The organism is Gemmatimonadota bacterium, assembly GCA_041390105.1.
Classification (GTDB): Bacteria; Gemmatimonadota; Gemmatimonadetes; order Longimicrobiales; family Gaopeijiaceae; genus JAGQIF01.
In genome coordinates, this window is the sequence record JAWKQO010000001.1 from 955,529 (window position 1) to 970,836 (window position 15,308).

Consider the following 15,308-nt stretch of genomic DNA (forward strand, 5'->3'; position numbering starts at 1 on the left):
CCCGCAACAGTCTAACTGGCACACCGGTTGCTCCCCTGGGGCCAAGCGTATCGCCCCATGGAGGAGGACATGACGCCCCGTCCCATCATCGCAGCGCTGGCGCTCGGCCTGGCGCTGGGCGCCTGCCTCGAGCAGCAGCCTCTCGATCCGACCCTCTGGGAGCACCTCGACGTGGTCGAGGACACCGTGGCCCTGGAGGCCAGGGTGACCTATCTGGGCGGCGAGGAGCTTCCGGTCGTGGCCGCAGCTGATGCCCAGGGGGGTGGCGCCGCCGGCTACAAGATGAAACAGATCGCGCGGGTGAGTCCCCCGGTGGTGGCCGGCGTTCAACTGCAGGCCTCCCACCTCGTGCGGGACGGCTCGCGGGCGTTCGTCGGCTACAACGTCCGCGGCGATGTCTTCCGTGGCGGCGTGGATGTCTTCGATCAACTGAACGGCGAAGAGCCGCGGCTGCGTGCGCAGGCGCTCCTGTACGACTCCGAGATCTCATCGGTGGATCTGTCCGGCGGCAGCCTCTACCTGGCCACCGCCACCGCGGATGAGTCGTTCCGCTCGCCGGCTGTGCTGGAGGTGATGTCGGTCGACAACGGCGCCAAGAGCCTGATCAGCACGGCCAGGGTCGAGCTCTCCAGCTTCGCCGGCACGGGGGTGCGTGCGTTCGGGGGCGAGGTCTTCACCACCTCGGGTTCCAATGGGCACGTCACCGTCTTCGACGGTGCGCTGCGGCCGGTGTTCTCCGACGCGCTCGCCGACGCGCGCGCCGTCGATGTCAACGACGCCTACTTCGTGGCCATGCGGGGCACGCCCGGCCTGCTCCGCGTCTACGACCGCGGTGCGCGAAGGGTCCTGCGCGACATCCCGCTCGGTGGCGCCAACACACCCAACGCCAAGTCGTCCCTGTTTCTCGTGGGCGACCTGGCCTTTGCGGCGGCGGGCGACGGCGGGGTCGTGGTCGCGAACGTGGCGACCGGCCAGGTGCTCGAGCGCCTCGCCGCGCCACCGGGACCCGGCATCTCCGTCTCCAACGGGTTGGCCTGGTACAAGGACCTCTTGTTCGTCGCCAATGGCGAGGGCGGTCTTTGGATGGCGCAGGCCACGCGCGATCTGGATCGCCTGGGCGGAGCCGCCCCCGACTTCCACATCGTGGGCCGAATCGATCTGAGCGGCTCCGCCAACTTCGTGGAGGTGAAGGGCGACCTCCTCTTCGTTGCCACCGGCTTGGCGGGGCTCACCATCGTGGAGTTCGACAACTGATGCCTGCCGCACTCCGACTCACACCCACCCTGCTCGCCGGGTTGGGCATGCTGTCGCCAGCGCTGGTCTCCGCGCGGACCCCTCCATGTCCGGAGGCCGTCCAGAACGAGGCAGGCTGGCGCGCGTTGCGAGACGCAGACCTCGCGAGTGCTCGTGCAACCTTCAGCGAAGTACTGGCCGTCTGTCCCGACGACGTCGACGCCACCGTCGGACTTGCCTACGTGGAGCTGCGGGCGGACCGCTTGGCACAGGCCCGCCTGCTGCTCGAACGGGCCCTGCTGCTCGATCCCACCCACGGCGACGCTCGAAAGGGTCTGGCCAGACTCGAAGGCCGCAGCGGCCGCATCGCCGCCTCCGAGCGACACTGGCGCACCGTGCTCGAGCAACAGCCGGACGACGTCGAGGCACTGGTCGGTCGGGCCCGCGTGCTGCGTTGGCAAGGAGACCCCTGGGCTGCCCAGCCGCTCCTGCAGCGCGCGCTCGCCCTGGACCCCGCGGACAACGCGGCGCGCGAAGAAGCAGGCTGGAACCGGGCCACGCTGGGCGCGACGGTTCAGGGACGCATCACGCACGAAGGAGACTCGGACGACAACCACGTCACCACCTTCTCGTTGGGAGGGGCCCTGCCGGTGAACGCCCGGATCCGGCTGGGGTGGCAGAGCTACCTTCGTAGCACCTCGTTCGGAATCGACCGCGATCGGCGGGCGGCTGCCTACCATCTCACCAGCGCCGTGACGCTTCCCTCGGGCTGGCGCCTTCGCGGAGGCGTGGGCGCGAACGAGACGAGCGTCCTGGGCCAGGCGGTCGCGGCCGACTTCGACGTCGCAGTCGCGACGCCGGTGGCGACGCCACTGCAGCTGACCGTGCGGTTGGCGCGCAGCCCGCGACACTACACGAGCACCCTCATCGAGCGCGGGGTACACGCGGACGAAGCGGGCCTCGATGCCGCCTGGACCTCCGGCGTCTGGTCGCTCGCGACGACCTCGTCCCTCGCACGCTACCGTGGCACCGAGTCGAACCGGCAGTGGACGGTGGGCACCCGCGTGCGCCGGACCTTCGGGGAGCGTTGGGAGTCCGGCGTGATCGCGCGCGGCTTCGGCTTCTCGGAAGATCTGCGCGACGGGTACTTCGATCCGAGCCACTTCCTCCTGGCCGAGATTCCAGTCGCCACCAGCCGCACCACCGGCCCCTGGCGGGGGCGGCTGGAGGGGGCGGTCGGTGCGCAGGCGAGCGCGCTGCAGGACGGAGTGAGCTTCGCGCCTCGCGTGGCGCTGGATGCCGGCTACCGCCTGGCGCCAGGGCGCGAGATCGTGCTGACCGGAGTCTGGACGCGATCCGATGCACTCCGGCTCTCTGGGGGCCGAGGGTCGTACCGCTACACCTCGATCGGTGTCGCGGGAAGCTGGGTCTTCTGAGGTAGTCGAGTCGTCGGCTCGGCGTCGAAGCCGCGGCGCTGCATCTTGCCCCAGTCCGCGCTTCCCTTCATGAGGCGCAGCAGCCCCCGGAAGCGCCAGTACACGGTGAGCTGGCGGTAGCCGAAGTTCTCCGCTACGGCCAGAAGGAACAACGAGAGCACGTCGCGGATCCGCAGGTAGCGATGGAATGCGTATTCCTCCAGCGTCACGGCCAGGAGGGACACGAGGGCGCCCAACGCCACCGCCATCAGGAAGAACAGCCCCACGTACCAGGACACCGTCCATCCCATGAGGAGCGTGAGGGCGAACGAGGCATAGCCCAACACCTCGACGACCGGACCCACCATCTCGAGGAAGAAGAAGTGGGGGAAGGCGACCAGGCCGGTGAAGCCGTAACGTGGGTTCAGCAGGAGGGCGCGGTGTCGGACGAGGCTCTCGTAGAGCCCCCGCTGCCAGCGGTCGCGTTGGCGGCCCAGCGTCCGTAGATCCTCGGGCACCTCCGTCCAGGCGACCGCATCCGGTGCGAACGCGATGCGGCAGGGCACCCCGGACTCCTGGCAGTGGCGCTTGAGGCGCACCACCAGCTCCATGTCCTCTCCCACGGTCTCTCCGCCGGTGAAGCGACTCGCGTACCCGCCCGCGCCGACCACCGTGAGTCGCTTGAAGAGTCCGAACGCGCCCGAGATCACCAACGAGGCGTTCGCCGACGCCCAGCCCACCCGACCCACCAGGAAGGCCCGCAGGTACTCCAGCACCTGGAAGCGCGCGAGTCGCGACCTGGGGAGCCGCACGTCGGTGATGATGCCGCCCTTCAGCTTGCATCCGTTGGCCACCCGGATCATCCCCCCTGCCGCGACGGTGGTGCCATCCTCGAGGAAGGGACGGACGATGCGCATCAGGGCATCGCGTTCCAGAAGACTGTCGGCGTCCATCGCGCAGAACAGTGGCGTCACGCAGTGGTTGACCGCGGCGTTCAGCGCGTCAGCCTTTCCTCCGTTCTCCTTGTCCAGCACCCAGAGATTCGGATGGAGGCGACTGGAGAACAGCCCACGCACCTTCGCCGTCGGGATCTGGGCCGTGCGTGCCCGCACCCCGGGGACCAGGTCGAAGGCCTCCTTGAGTCGGTCCAACGTGTGGTCATTGGAGCCATCGTTGACCACCAGGATCTCGTGCTCGGGATAGTCCAGCGCCAGGAGTGACCGAACCGACTCGACGCACGTGGCCTCTTCGTTGTAGGCCGGGGCGAAGACCGTAATGGGGGGAGCGGCAGAGATGAGCGTGGGCTCCAATGCGGAGAAGGTGCCCAGGCTGGGGACGTAGCGGGCCAGCGTGCGCACCGCCAACACGGCCATCCAGCCGTAGACCGCGTTGATCAGACCGAAGTAGACGAGGACGAAGAGATTGAACGTCTCGACCAACGGAAGGAGCACATCCGTCATCGCGGGCTCCCCTCGGCAAGCACCTGGGAGCCGATGGCCGCCCGCGCGTGGCTGGACAACGCCAGGGCTCGCAGCTCCGCCCGCCAGCCGGCCTGGAGCAGGCTGCGGGCCGCACGCAGCGCCACCCATTGGGAGGGATCGTCGTAGACCATGCGCTTGAGGGTCTCCAACTCCGCGGGTCCGCCCAAAGCCGCCAGCGCGTCCGCGGCGGCCACGCGCACCACAAAGTCGGCATCACTGGCACAGCGCATCACGATGTCCAGGTGATCCGAGCTTCCCACCTGCCCCAGCAGACGCAGACAGGCCGCCAGTACCTCGCGGTCGCGTTCGACCGCCAGGATGCGGGCGGCGCTGGAGGCAGCCTCGAAATCGTTGAGCTGGCGGAGCGCCTCGGCTGCGGCCGTGCGCACCTGGGCGTCGCGCGCGTCATCCTCGAGCGCGGCGCGCAGCGCCGGCGCTCCCGCCGGGCCCACCGCCGCCAGCGTGGAGGCCAGGAAACGCGGGGTCCAGTCCAACAGACGGTGGAGGCGGGCAATGACCGCAGGCAGGTGCTCGGCGCCCTGGGGCCGACACAGCGTCTGCACTGCCATCATCGTCACCAGTGGCGCTTCGTCGTCGAGCGCCCGCAGCACCTGCGCGGTGTACTCGGGCCAACCCAGCTCGCCCAGCGTCTGGATGGCCCGTGCGCGAACGGGCGCCGACCGGCGGGTGGTACGCTCCGCCACCACCGGAAGCAGGGGGAGGGCCAGGGCGCGTATGCGCTCACGATCCTCGCCCGCCAGGCGCCGTGCGAAGCGCAGCAGATTGCCCACGAAGAGCAGGCGATCCCCTGGGTGTACCGAATCGATCAGCGCCCGCGCGTCCTCCGTTCCGTCACCCACCAGCGCCGAGACGATGCACGGGTCCCATTCGGCCGTCAGCGTCCTGCGTCGCTCGAGCATCCGACGGGCGCTGCGTCGGTACGCGAGCGCCAGGAGCGCGCAACCCAAGGCGACCAGGACCAGCACCAGGGTGACGACCGCCAGAAACGACAAGGAAGGCGCCACCGCGCGCGACACCGCACCAAGCCAGACGAGCGGGCGCATGGATCAGCCTCCCGTGATCAGCCGCTGCACACGGAGAGACAGTTCGGCAAGCGAGAACGGCTTCCTCAACGTGTCGGTGGCTCCCATGGAAAACGCTCTGGACACCTGTGCCTCGCGCTCCATGGTCAGCATCATGATGGGCACGTGAGCGAAGGTGGCCGTCTCGCGGAGCTTGCGGAGCAACCCGAACCCGTCGGTTCCGGGCGTGGCCACGTCGAGGATGATGGCGGCAGCCCCGAGCGTCGGAGTCACCTCCAGCGCGTCGAGCCCGTCGCCGAAATGAACCACGTTGAGGCCGTCCCGGGTGAGGCGCTCGGAGATGAGGCGGGCCGTGAGCTGGTCGTCCTCGACCAGAAGTACCGTAGCCTGCACCGGCCTGGTCGGATCGTCCGTCCACACCACCCCAGCGCCCGAAGCGCGGGCCGCAGAGACCAGTCGCCGCTCCGCGCTCATGATGCCGTCCTCGAGACTCTCGGCCGACTCCAGCGCCACCATCCCCACGGAGCAGGTGATCGGAGGGACACGGGTCCCGTCGGGCTGCTCGGCCAGCGCCGTCTGGATCTTCTCGATGGCGACGCGCGCCGCCTGCAGATCCGTGTGCGGAAACGCGACCGCGAACGCATCGTCGCCCCAGCGCGCCACCAGATCGGAGCGGCGCAGCGTGGAGGAGAGGCGTTGACCGAGGAGCCGCAGCACGGCATCCCCGACGTCCCGACCGTGGAAGTCGTTCAGGGCCCGGAAGCGGTCTACGTCCAGCAGGGCCAGCGTGAGCGGTTCCCCCTTGCGCACCAGGGCTCGCCAGCTGTCCGCCAGCGCGCTCACGAACACGCTACGGGTGCGCAAACCGGTCAGTGGATCGCGCAGCGCCTGATCACGGATCTGCGCCGCCCGTAGGAGGAAGGCACCCGCCAACGACGAGAGAACCGCCGGGTGCACCGGCTTGGTCAGGTAGGCATCGGCGCCGAGGGCGAACCCCTCGGTCTGGGGCTGGGGGCCCGTGGCCCCCGAAACCACGATCACCGGAACGCCCGACGTGACGGGCCGGGCCCGAAGCTCGACCAGAAGGTCGCGCCCGTCCGCGTCCGGCAACTTCTGGTCGAGGATCACCAGATCGATGCGCTCCATCCCGAGCAACCGATCGGCCTCGGCCTTGGTGGACGCGACCAGCACCCGGCGTCCGGGAGCGTCGAGGATGGCACGCGTCAGCACCACGGTCGTGGCGTCGTCCTCGACGACCAGGATGGTGACGGGGTCGTCGATCTTGGGCTCGAGCTCTGCTTCCACTCGTCGGATCAGGTCCTCGGCGGCCCCGAGCAGGGCCGCGTCCTCCAGGCGCGCGAGAGCGCCCGCCACCTCGGCCAGCTCGGGGAAGCGCCCCGCGATCTTCCGCGACAGGGCTGCGGACAAGCGTCGCAGGGAATCGACGTCACCCGCCCGTCCGGTGCGAGCCACCTGGAGCGCGGTCCGCAGCGCATCGCGTTGCGCCACCAGGCCCTGGCGGAACCACCGATCCATGGGGTCGGCCCCGTCTGCCGCGGAAAGCGGCTCCGGGACGCGCGCTGGAAGTGGCTGACCGCTCTCGGGGGGAGTTGCAGGAGGCGCGACGACGGTGGGGGAGCGAGGTGGGGTGGGCACGAGTGCCAACACCTTCTCGGCAGCCTCGCCTTCCACGAGGAGCAGGCCGGAGGGGCCCGAGACGGGCCCTCGGTCCAGGGCGTCGCGGATCTCCGCGTAGGCGCGGTCGACCGGGCCGCCCAGGGCCAGAACCAGACCGGGGCCGCGAGCGGTCTTCTCCCCCAGGAGTCGGCCACGATCGAGGCCTGGGTCGCGCACGAGGAGGGTGTGGGCCTGCGAAACGCGCCCCGCCTGGCAAAGGAGGACCACGGCGCCGGGTCGCAGTCGCTCGAAGGCGGCGCGATTGCGGGGGCCGTCGTTGACGGGCCACACCCCCACTCGAGTTCCTGGCCCCACATCGAGACCCGGGCGCGCGTCCGGGCTGAGCAGGACCCTGAGATCCTCCCCGGTGGGGGGCGACTCGATTCCCGCCTCCAGGAGCCGACGCGCCTCGGGGCTCGACGCCGGCAGCAGCGCAACCTGCCGGGGGGCATCCCGGTGGGTCGCCGGCGCCGCCCGGGGCGGAGTGGCGGACTCGACAGACAGTGTAGACGGCATTGCTCTCGGTTCAGGCGGGCACCGGCGCGGCGCCCCTCCCCCGGGAGTATCGGCCGTCTCTCCCCAGGGTTGTCGTCGCGGGGTCGAATCCAGGGCCCGCCCCTTCCCGCAGCGAGGTCCGCCCCGTGGAGTCACCGGCCCGGCAGCCCCGGGATCCGGGGGGATTTCCCCACCGAAACCCGCGTTCCCTCTCCTACATCCGGCGCCGCGGAGTTGGCCGGATCTTGGTCAAGCATCCAGCGGCACGGGGAGGCGCGGGTCCCGTCCCGTCCCGTCAGAGTCGTCCGGCGTTTCCGGCACCAGACCGGCCCGCAGGAGGCGCGAGCATGGCGAGCGTGGATTGGCTTGGGCGGGAGCTCGAGCGCAGGGGCGTGTCCCGGCGCGAGTTTCTCGAATTCTGCGGCGGCGTCGCGACCATCCTCATGCTTCCCCGCTCCGCCGCCGGCGATCTGGTACAGGCGCTGGAGACGGGGCGGAAGCCGACGCTCGTCTGGCTGGAGTTCCAGGATTGCGCGGGCAACACCGAGTCCTTCCTCCGCGCTGCGCGCCCCTCGACCGCGGATATCCTGCTGGACACTCTCTCCGTCGACTATCACGAGACCATCATGGCCGCGGCCGGCCACCAGGCCGAAGCGGCGCTGGCCGGTGTCGCCGAAGGTGAAGGATACCTCGTCGTCGTGGAGGGCTCGATTCCGACGGGCGCCGGAGGTGCCTACTGCACCATCGGCGGCCGCTCGGCCCTGGACATCGTGCGCAGCGTGTGCGCCAACGCCGAAGCGACGATCGCGGTGGGCACCTGCGCGGCGTTCGGTGGATTGCCCGCTGCCGCCCCCAATCCCACCGGTGCACTGAGCGTGGCCGACGCGGTCCCAGGTGTGCGCAACCTGATCAATCTGCCCGCCTGCCCCACCAACGCCGCCAACCTGGCCGCCCTGGTGCTCTACTACCTGACCTATCAGCGCTGGCCTCCGCTGGACAGCCATCGCCGCCCGCTCTTCGCGTACGGCAAGACGATCCACGACAACTGCGAACGCCGAGCCCACTTCGACGCGGGCCAATACGTGGAGGAGTGGGGAGATCCGGGACACCGCAAGGGCTACTGCCTCTACAAGGTCGGCTGCAAAGGACCGGTGTGCTATCAGAACTGCCCCGAAGTGGGTTGGAACGAGGGCACGAACTGGCCGATCGGATGCGGTCACCCCTGCCTGGGCTGCGCGGAGCCCGACTTCTGGGACAAGATGACTCCGTTCTATGCCCACCTACCCGGCGTGCCGGGCTTCGGCCTGCAAACCCCGATCGACAAGGTGGGGTTCTGGGGCACGCTCGGCGTCGCCGCCGCCTTCGGCGCCCACGCCCTGGTACAGATCACGAAGCGCAAGCAGTCGGTCGCATCCGCTCAGCACGAGGGAGGTGAGCAATGACGCGCGTCGTCGTCGACCCGGTGACCCGCATCGAGGGCCACCTGCGCATCGAAGCCGAGGTGGACCGAGGGTCTGTGCAGGACGCATGGTCGTCCGCCACCATGTTCCGGGGCATCGAGCTGATCCTGCGCGGCCGTGATCCTCGCGACGCCTGGGCCTTCGCCCAGCGCATCTGCGGCGTGTGCACCACCGTGCATGCCATCGCCTCCATCCGCGCGGTGGAGAACGCCATCGGGGCCGAGCCGCCGCCCAATGCCCGCCTGCTTCGCCAGATCATCATGGCCACCCAGATGATCCAGGATCACGTGGTGCATTTCTACCATCTGCACGCGTTGGACTGGGTGGATATCGTCTCGGCGCTGTCGGCCGACCCGGCTCGCACGTCGACGCTGGCGCAGTCCATCTCCGACTGGAAGCTGTCGAGCACCGACTACTTCCGCGGGATCCAGGAGCGGTTGCAGGCCTTCGTCGATCGCGGTCAGCTCGGACCGTTCGGGAACGCGTACTGGGGGCATCCGTCCTACCGGCTCCCACCCGAAGCCAATCTCATGGCCGTGGCGCACTACCTGGAAGCGCTCGATTGGCAGCGTGAGGTCATCAAGATCCACGCGATCCTGGGTGGGAAGAACCCACACCTGCAGAACTTTCTCGTGGGCGGGATGGCCAGCCCGGTCGACCCCAACGAGCAGGCGTCCATCAACATGACGTCGGTGGGGCAGATGCAGAGTCTGGCCGCCGAAGCGCTGCAGTTCGTCACGCAGGTCTATGTCCCCGACCTGCTGGCCGTCGCGTCCTTCTACAAGGACTGGGCCGGCATCGGGGCCGGTGTCGGCAACTACATGTCCTACGGCGAGTACCCTGAAGGCGACGGACCGGGGGCTGCGCAATACCTGCCTTCCGGGATCATCCGCGCACGGAACCTGGGCACCGTCGAGCCGCTCGATCCGTCGCGCATCACGGAGTCGGTCACACACTCCTGGTACGAATACGAAGGTGGAGACGACGTTGCGCTCCACCCCTTCGACGGCGAAACCGCCCCGCGCTATACCGGCCCGCAACCTCCGTACGAGCTGCTCGACACGGGAAACAAGTACTCCTGGCTCAAAGCTCCGAGGTACGATGGCGAGGCCATGGAGGTCGGACCGCTCTCCCGTATGCTCGTCGCCTACGGGGCGGGACAACCCCGTGTCCGGGAGTTGGTGGGTGCCGTACTGGGTCAGCTGGGGGTGGGCCCCGAAGCCCTGTTCTCGACGCTGGGTCGTGTCGCTGCCCGCGGCATCGAGACGCAGGTGCTGGCGGAGAAGCTCCCCGAGTGGATCGATGCCCTGGCCACGAACATGGGAAGCGGCGACCTGCGGATCGCCGACAACGCCAAGTGGGATCCGGCGAGCTGGCCAGCGGAGTGCTCCGGAGCGGGACTCCATGAAGCGCCACGCGGATCGCTGGGCCACTGGGTGCACATCCGGGACGGACGCATCGCCAACTACCAGTGCATCGTACCCAGCACCTGGAATGCCGGACCCCGCGATCACAACGGTGTTCGTGGTCCCTATGAAGCGGCACTCGTCGGCACGCCGGTCGCCGACCCCGACCGGCCCATCGAGATCCTGCGCACCGTCCACTCCTTCGATCCCTGTATCGCCTGCGGAGTGCACGTCTTCGATCGAGGCGGCGGCACCCGGGCGAGGGTGAGAGTCCGATGAACGCGATCGCGCAGCCGATGGCGGAGACGGCGGGACGCAGGGTCTACGTGTGGGAGGCGCCCGTCCGCCTCACCCACTGGCTCATCGTCGGGTCGATGCTGGTCCTGGCCGTGACGGGCATCTTCATCGGTACGCCGTTGTCCCTGGCGTCTGGAGAGGCCCGTGATCACTTCATCATGGGAACGGTCCGGGTCGTGCACTTCTATGCGGCCATCGTCTTCTCCTTGGCTGTGCTGAGCCGGATCGTGTGGATGTTCCGCGGCAACCGCTATGCGCGCTGGGATCAGTTCATCCCCACGCGCCGTGAGCGCCGCAGAGACATCAGCGGAATGCTCCGCTTCTACTTGTTCCTGGATCGAGAGCCCCCGCCGAACCTGGGTCACAACCCCCTGGCGGGCATGGCCTACCTCGCCGTGTTCGGGCTGTACCTGGTGATGATCCTCACCGGGCTCGGGATGTACGCCGCCTACGCACCGGTGGGATCGTCGTTCCGGGCGTTTCTGTTCGTCGGTCCCATGCTGGGAGGCCTCCAGCGCTTGCATCTGATCCACCACGTGGCCATGTGGCTCCTGCTGGGGTTCGCGGCCCATCACATCTGGAGCGCGGTCGAGGTCTCGACCGTGGAGGCCAACAACACGCTCGAATCCATCGTCACGGGATACAAGTCGGTGCCCCCGGGGGGAGCCCATGACGTCTAGCACGAACAGAGTCGGCGGACTGCGAGTGGTCGGCCTCGGCAACGTTCTCTGCGGCGACGATGGGTTGGGCGTGGCTGCTTTGCGCCTGCTCACGGAACGTTACACGCCACCCGCTGGCGTCCAGGTGCTGGACGGGGGCACGCTGGGCTTGTCGCTCCTGTCGCACGTCGCCGATGCCGACGCCCTGATCCTGTTGGACGCCGTTGCCGCGGACGCGCCTCCCGGTACGGTCCTGATGCTTCGGGAGGACGACGTCACCGATGCCGCCCGTGAGCGGCTGTCAGTGCACCAGGTGGGTGTCGCAGACCTCTTCGATGCGCTGCGCCTGCTCGGGCGCTGCCCACCGGTGCTGCGCCTCGCCGGGGTGGTGCCCGCCACGGTGGAGCTGCGGGTGGGGCTCTCCGAACCAGTTCAGGCGGCACTCCCCGAGTTGGTCCGGCGAGTGGTGCGCGAGGCGGCCGCCATCGGCTACCCGTTCTCCGAGGGAGGGAATGCGAAGAACCCGGAGTTCCGTGCTGCTGATGATCGGGTTCTCCTGGGCTTGTAGCGGCGAGGGGGACGTGCGCGTGCCCACGGATCGCCTCGCGAGCGAGGAGGCGCGCACACATGGACGCGCGCTCTTCCTGGAGCACTGCGCGCTCTGCCACGGCGAGGCGGCGGACGGACGGGGGCTGCGTCGGGCGGACCTGTCCGCCCCACCCCGGGATCTGACCGATCCACGCTGGCGTGCGGGCACAGATGCCACCCACGTCTTCCGAGTGCTTCGGGATGGACTGCCCGGCACGTCCATGCCGTCGTGGCGATCGTTGAGCGACGACGATCGGTGGGATCTGACCACGTACGTTCTGAGCGTCGCCGAGCGGGGAGCGTAGGAAGCCGTGCACGAGCTGAGTCTGGCCCTGGAGATCTGCCGCATCGCCGAGGAACAGGTCGGTGCGGCGGTGCTTCCGGACGTGCTCGAAGTGGGCCTGGAGGTGGGAACCGAGAGCGGGATCGAGATCTCCAACCTGGCATTCTGCCTCGACACGCTGCTCGGCCATCCCCCCTTCGGGCGAGCGCACGCCACCATCGAGCGGACCGCCGGAGACGATCTGCGGGTCACCTATCTGGAGGTAAGCGATGACCGTCCGACGCATTGAGGTGCGCGAGCGGGTGATGGCGCGAAACGACGAGCTCGCTCGGGAGGTGAGGGCGCGCTTGGCTCGTCACCGGGTTGCGGCGTTGAACCTGGTCTCCTCACCGGGCTCCGGGAAGACGACCCTGCTGGAGCGCACCTTGTCCGAGTTGGGACATGAGGTGCGCTTCGCCGTGGTCGCCGGGGATGTCCAGACGGACAACGACGCGCAACGGGTGGCCGCCCACACCTCGCGTCTGGTTCAGGCCGTGGTGACCGGTGGTGCCTGCCACCTCGATGCGAGCCAGGTCTCGGACGCGCTGGACCACATCGACCTCGACGACACCGATCTGCTCTTCATCGAGAACGTGGGCAACCTGGTCTGTCCGGCCAGCTGGGATCTGGGCGAGGACGAGAAGGTGGTGCTGTTCGCCGTCACCGAGGGCGAAGACAAGCCGCTCAAGTATCCGAAGATGTTCCAGAACGCCTCTGTGGCGGTGCTTACCAAGGCCGATCTCCTGCCCTGGGTCCCGTTCGATCTCGAGCGCGCCCGGCAGTCCCTCTATGAGATCAACCCGGATCTCACCGTCTTGACGCTCTCGGCGTTCCACGGAGAGGGACTGGAGCCCTGGTTCGACCTGCTGCGCTCGCGCGTCCGGCGGGGCGCCTTGGTCGGCTAGCTTCGATGAGCGCGCTCGCACACGAGGGGGAGCCGGTCTCCCTGGACATCCACGTGCGTGGCGTCGTGCAGGGCGTGGGATTCCGACCGTTCATCCATCGCCTGGCCGTGCGCCACCACCTGCGCGGATGGGTGCGCAACGAGTCCGGTGAGGTCCGCATCCACATCGAGGGGGATGCCGAGGCGGCGTCCTCGTTCCTGCGCGGCCTCGAGCGCGACGCGCCGCCCATCGCGCGAATCGACACCGTCGAGGTGTCAGACGCGCTCGCCGGACCGTCTCTCGGCTTCCGCATCGACCTCAGCGCGGAGACGGGCGCCGAGGCGCTCCCGGTCTCCCCGGACGTGGCCGTCTGTGCCACGTGTCTGTCGGAGCTCAGGGACCCCTCCAATCGCCGATACCGGTACGCGTTCATCACCTGCACGGACTGTGGGCCGCGCTACACGGTGATCGAACGCATGCCGTACGACCGTGCGCGCACCAGCATGGCCGCGTTCCGGCAGTGTCCCGAGTGCCGCACCGAGTACGAGTCACCGTCGGATCGGCGTTACCACTCGGAAACGAACTCGTGTCCCAGCTGCGGTCCCGGTCTCTGGTTCGAGGCCAGCGATGGCCGCATGGTCTCAGGCAGCGACGCGGCCCTGGCCGCCGCGGCTGGGTCTCTGCTGGCAGGCGAGATCGTGGCCCTGCGCGGCCTGGGCGGCTTTCACCTGGCTGTCGATGCCACCCAGCGCTCAGCCGTTCGACGCCTGCGGCGACGCAAGCACCGCGAGGGCAAGCCGCTGGCGATCATGGTGCCTTCGGTGGACGCGGCCCGCAGGATCGCGTTGGTGGACTCCCACGCCGCGGACCTGCTGGAGTCGCCGGAACGCCCGATCGTGCTCCTTCCGCTTCTCCCCGACTCCGCGATCGCGCCTGGAGTGGCACCCGGCTTGGGACGCATCGGCGTGATGGTGGCCTATACGCCGCTGCACGTACTGCTGCTGGAGAGCTGCGCGCGTCCGCTGGTGATGACCAGTGGCAACCTCTCCGAAGAGCCGATCGCCATCCAGAACGCCGAGGCACGGCGGCGTCTCGACGGGGTCGCCGACGCGTTCCTCCTTCACGATCGCGAGATCGTCTCGCGCTACGACGACTCGGTCGTGGTGCCGTCGGGCGACGTGCCCATCGTCGTTCGTCGCGCGCGCGGGTATGCGCCGCTCCCGCTTCCCCTCCCCCGGGCGACGCCCCGCCCCCTTCTGGCCGTGGGTGCGCACCTGAAGAACACGTTCGCCCTGGCCGAGCGGCAACGCGTCTTTCCCAGCCAACACATCGGGGACCTGGAGAACATCGAGACGCTCGATCACTACTCGGAGGCGCTGGCGCGCTACCGCTCCCTCTTCCAGATCGGTCCCGAGGCCGTGGTGCACGATCTGCACCCGGGATACCTGTCGACCCGGGTCGCGCTGGACGTGGCGGAGCGCGAGGGCCTGGAGGTCCTGCGCCCGGTGCAGCACCATCACGCCCACATCGCGGCCGTGATGGGTGAGCACGGACTGGACGAGCCCGTCGTCGGACTGGCCTTCGACGGCACGGGCTACGGAGAAGACGGAGCGGTCTGGGGCGCGGAGTGCCTCCTGTGCACGCTCACGGAGTTCCGGCGGTTGGGCGCGTTGCGCTACGCACCGCTTCCCGGCGGCGACCGGGCGGCCCGCGAGCCGTGGCGCACTGCCCTGGGCTACCGATCCCTGGCACCCCACCATGCACCGGCCTTCGAACGTGCGTTCCGGGGGATCGAACCCCGTGCGCTGGCCGCGGCGCAACGGCAGATCGAGACGGGACTCAACGCCCCTCAAGCGTCGTCCATGGGCCGGCTCTTCGACGCGGCCGCTGCCGTCCTCGGCGTGCGGCGCGTCGCCGAGTACGAGGCGCAGGCTCCCATGGAGCTCGAGGCGCTGGCGGGCGCGCGCCCCGCGAGCGAAGCGCTGCCCTTCCCGTTGGTCGAGACCGAGGAGGGTTGGTGGATGGACCCCCTCCCGCTGCTGGTGGCCCTCGGCGAGTCCCGGGCGAAAGGCGCCTCCCTCCTCGGCCTCGCAGCGTCGTTCCACGACGCGGTGGCCACCACGGCCGCGGAGCTCGCCGAGCGGGCCTGCCACCGCCACGGGACGCGGCGCGTGGCCCTGGGCGGCGGGGTCTTCCTCAACCAGCGGCTACGCGACGCCCTGGTGACGCAGCTGCTGGAGCGCTCCCTGATGCCCCTGCTCCCCCTTCGACTGGGTCCCAACGACGGCGCCATCAGCTACGGCCAGGCCGTGGTGGCGGCCGCCCGCCTGCACGAGGAGACCTGAAAC

The 15,308-nt window shown here is 69.3% G+C and carries 13 protein-coding genes; 10 read left to right on the forward strand and 3 right to left on the reverse strand.

Annotation, left to right across the window (positions count from 1 at the left end; translation table 11 throughout):
* Nucleotides 1-69: 69 nt before the first annotated feature.
* Together R3E10_04305 and R3E10_04310 are read left to right on the forward strand one after the other, a co-directional pair.
* The gene (locus tag R3E10_04305) at nt 70-1,254 is read left to right on the forward strand and encodes a hypothetical protein (protein MEZ4414954.1); all 1,185 of its coding nucleotides are present in this window, start codon (nt 70-72) and stop codon (nt 1,252-1,254) included.
* Nucleotides 1,254-2,669, forward strand: coding sequence for a tetratricopeptide repeat protein (locus tag R3E10_04310; GenBank protein ID MEZ4414955.1), 1,416 nt, complete (start codon nt 1,254-1,256; stop codon nt 2,667-2,669). Before R3E10_04305 ends, R3E10_04310 begins: the two co-directional genes overlap by 1 nt.
* Here the strand turns inward: R3E10_04310 and R3E10_04315 are convergent.
* From R3E10_04315 to R3E10_04325, 3 genes are read right to left on the reverse strand one after another with little or no spacing between them, the layout of a single operon-like run.
* Entirely contained in the window at nt 2,630-4,108 is a 1,479-nt protein-coding gene (locus tag R3E10_04315) for a glycosyltransferase (GenBank protein MEZ4414956.1), read from the reverse strand. The two genes, R3E10_04310 and R3E10_04315, sit on opposite strands and share 40 nt — an antisense overlap.
* Nucleotides 4,105-5,193 (reverse strand): HEAT repeat domain-containing protein, encoded by a 1,089-nt coding sequence (locus tag R3E10_04320; GenBank protein ID MEZ4414957.1) that lies wholly within the window; start codon nt 5,191-5,193, stop codon nt 4,105-4,107. The genes R3E10_04315 and R3E10_04320 overlap by 4 nt, the downstream gene beginning before the upstream one ends.
* Before the next feature lie 3 nt (nt 5,194-5,196).
* Nucleotides 5,197-7,365, reverse strand: coding sequence for a response regulator (locus tag R3E10_04325; GenBank protein ID MEZ4414958.1), 2,169 nt, complete (start codon nt 7,363-7,365; stop codon nt 5,197-5,199).
* 326 nt (nt 7,366-7,691) lie between these two features.
* Between R3E10_04325 and R3E10_04330 the strand changes: the two genes are divergently transcribed.
* Genes R3E10_04330 through hypF form a run of 8 tightly spaced genes read left to right on the forward strand, consistent with a single transcriptional unit; the run spans nt 7,692 to nt 15,305 of the window.
* Complete coding sequence (locus R3E10_04330; GenBank protein ID MEZ4414959.1) at nt 7,692-8,786, forward strand: hydrogenase small subunit; 1,095 nt, start codon at nt 7,692-7,694, stop codon at nt 8,784-8,786.
* A complete protein-coding gene (locus R3E10_04335; protein MEZ4414960.1) occupies nt 8,783-10,489 on the forward strand; it encodes a nickel-dependent hydrogenase large subunit in 1,707 nt (568 codons plus the stop codon). Before R3E10_04330 ends, R3E10_04335 begins: the two co-directional genes overlap by 4 nt.
* Nucleotides 10,486-11,187, forward strand: a complete 702-nt coding sequence (cybH, locus tag R3E10_04340) for a Ni/Fe-hydrogenase, b-type cytochrome subunit (GenBank protein ID MEZ4414961.1) — start codon at nt 10,486-10,488, stop codon at nt 11,185-11,187. Before R3E10_04335 ends, cybH begins: the two co-directional genes overlap by 4 nt.
* Nucleotides 11,177-11,734: a HyaD/HybD family hydrogenase maturation endopeptidase gene (locus R3E10_04345; protein ID MEZ4414962.1), complete on the forward strand. Its 558-nt coding sequence runs from the start codon at nt 11,177-11,179 to the stop codon at nt 11,732-11,734. The genes cybH and R3E10_04345 overlap by 11 nt, the downstream gene beginning before the upstream one ends.
* Nucleotides 11,709-12,059 carry a cytochrome c gene (locus tag R3E10_04350; protein ID MEZ4414963.1) on the forward strand — a complete coding sequence of 117 codons (351 nt, stop codon included), beginning with the start codon at nt 11,709-11,711 and terminating at the stop codon, nt 12,057-12,059. The genes R3E10_04345 and R3E10_04350 overlap by 26 nt, the downstream gene beginning before the upstream one ends.
* A 6-nt stretch (nt 12,060-12,065) precedes the next feature.
* Complete coding sequence (locus R3E10_04355; protein ID MEZ4414964.1) at nt 12,066-12,326, forward strand: hydrogenase/urease maturation nickel metallochaperone HypA; 261 nt, start codon at nt 12,066-12,068, stop codon at nt 12,324-12,326.
* Nucleotides 12,307-12,981: a hydrogenase nickel incorporation protein HypB gene (hypB, locus tag R3E10_04360; GenBank protein MEZ4414965.1), complete on the forward strand. Its 675-nt coding sequence runs from the start codon at nt 12,307-12,309 to the stop codon at nt 12,979-12,981. Before R3E10_04355 ends, hypB begins: the two co-directional genes overlap by 20 nt.
* Before the next feature lie 5 nt (nt 12,982-12,986).
* Nucleotides 12,987-15,305, forward strand: coding sequence for a carbamoyltransferase HypF (gene hypF, locus R3E10_04365; protein ID MEZ4414966.1), 2,319 nt, complete (start codon nt 12,987-12,989; stop codon nt 15,303-15,305).
* The last annotated feature ends 3 nt before the right edge of the window (nt 15,306-15,308 follow it).

Excerpts from the sequence above, each read along its gene's own strand:
- R3E10_04345 (MEZ4414962.1), top strand. The coding sequence starts at position 11,177 with ATGACGTCTAGCACGAACAGAGTCGGCGGACTGCGAGTGGTCGGCCTC.
- R3E10_04305 (MEZ4414954.1), top strand. The coding sequence starts at position 70 with ATGACGCCCCGTCCCATCATCGCAGCGCTGGCGCTCGGCCTGGCGCTG.
- R3E10_04330 (MEZ4414959.1), top strand. The coding sequence starts at position 7,692 with ATGGCGAGCGTGGATTGGCTTGGGCGGGAGCTCGAGCGCAGGGGCGTG.
- R3E10_04335 (MEZ4414960.1), top strand. The coding sequence starts at position 8,783 with ATGACGCGCGTCGTCGTCGACCCGGTGACCCGCATCGAGGGCCACCTG.
- R3E10_04315 (MEZ4414956.1), bottom strand. The coding sequence starts at position 4,108 with ATGACGGATGTGCTCCTTCCGTTGGTCGAGACGTTCAATCTCTTCGTC.
- R3E10_04310 (MEZ4414955.1), top strand. The coding sequence starts at position 1,254 with ATGCCTGCCGCACTCCGACTCACACCCACCCTGCTCGCCGGGTTGGGC.
- hypF (MEZ4414966.1), top strand. The coding sequence starts at position 12,987 with ATGAGCGCGCTCGCACACGAGGGGGAGCCGGTCTCCCTGGACATCCAC.
- hypB (MEZ4414965.1), top strand. The coding sequence starts at position 12,307 with ATGACCGTCCGACGCATTGAGGTGCGCGAGCGGGTGATGGCGCGAAAC.
- R3E10_04325 (MEZ4414958.1), bottom strand. The coding sequence starts at position 7,365 with ATGCCGTCTACACTGTCTGTCGAGTCCGCCACTCCGCCCCGGGCGGCG.
- R3E10_04350 (MEZ4414963.1), top strand. The coding sequence starts at position 11,709 with ATGATCGGGTTCTCCTGGGCTTGTAGCGGCGAGGGGGACGTGCGCGTG.
- R3E10_04320 (MEZ4414957.1), bottom strand. The coding sequence starts at position 5,193 with ATGCGCCCGCTCGTCTGGCTTGGTGCGGTGTCGCGCGCGGTGGCGCCT.
- cybH (MEZ4414961.1), top strand. The coding sequence starts at position 10,486 with ATGAACGCGATCGCGCAGCCGATGGCGGAGACGGCGGGACGCAGGGTC.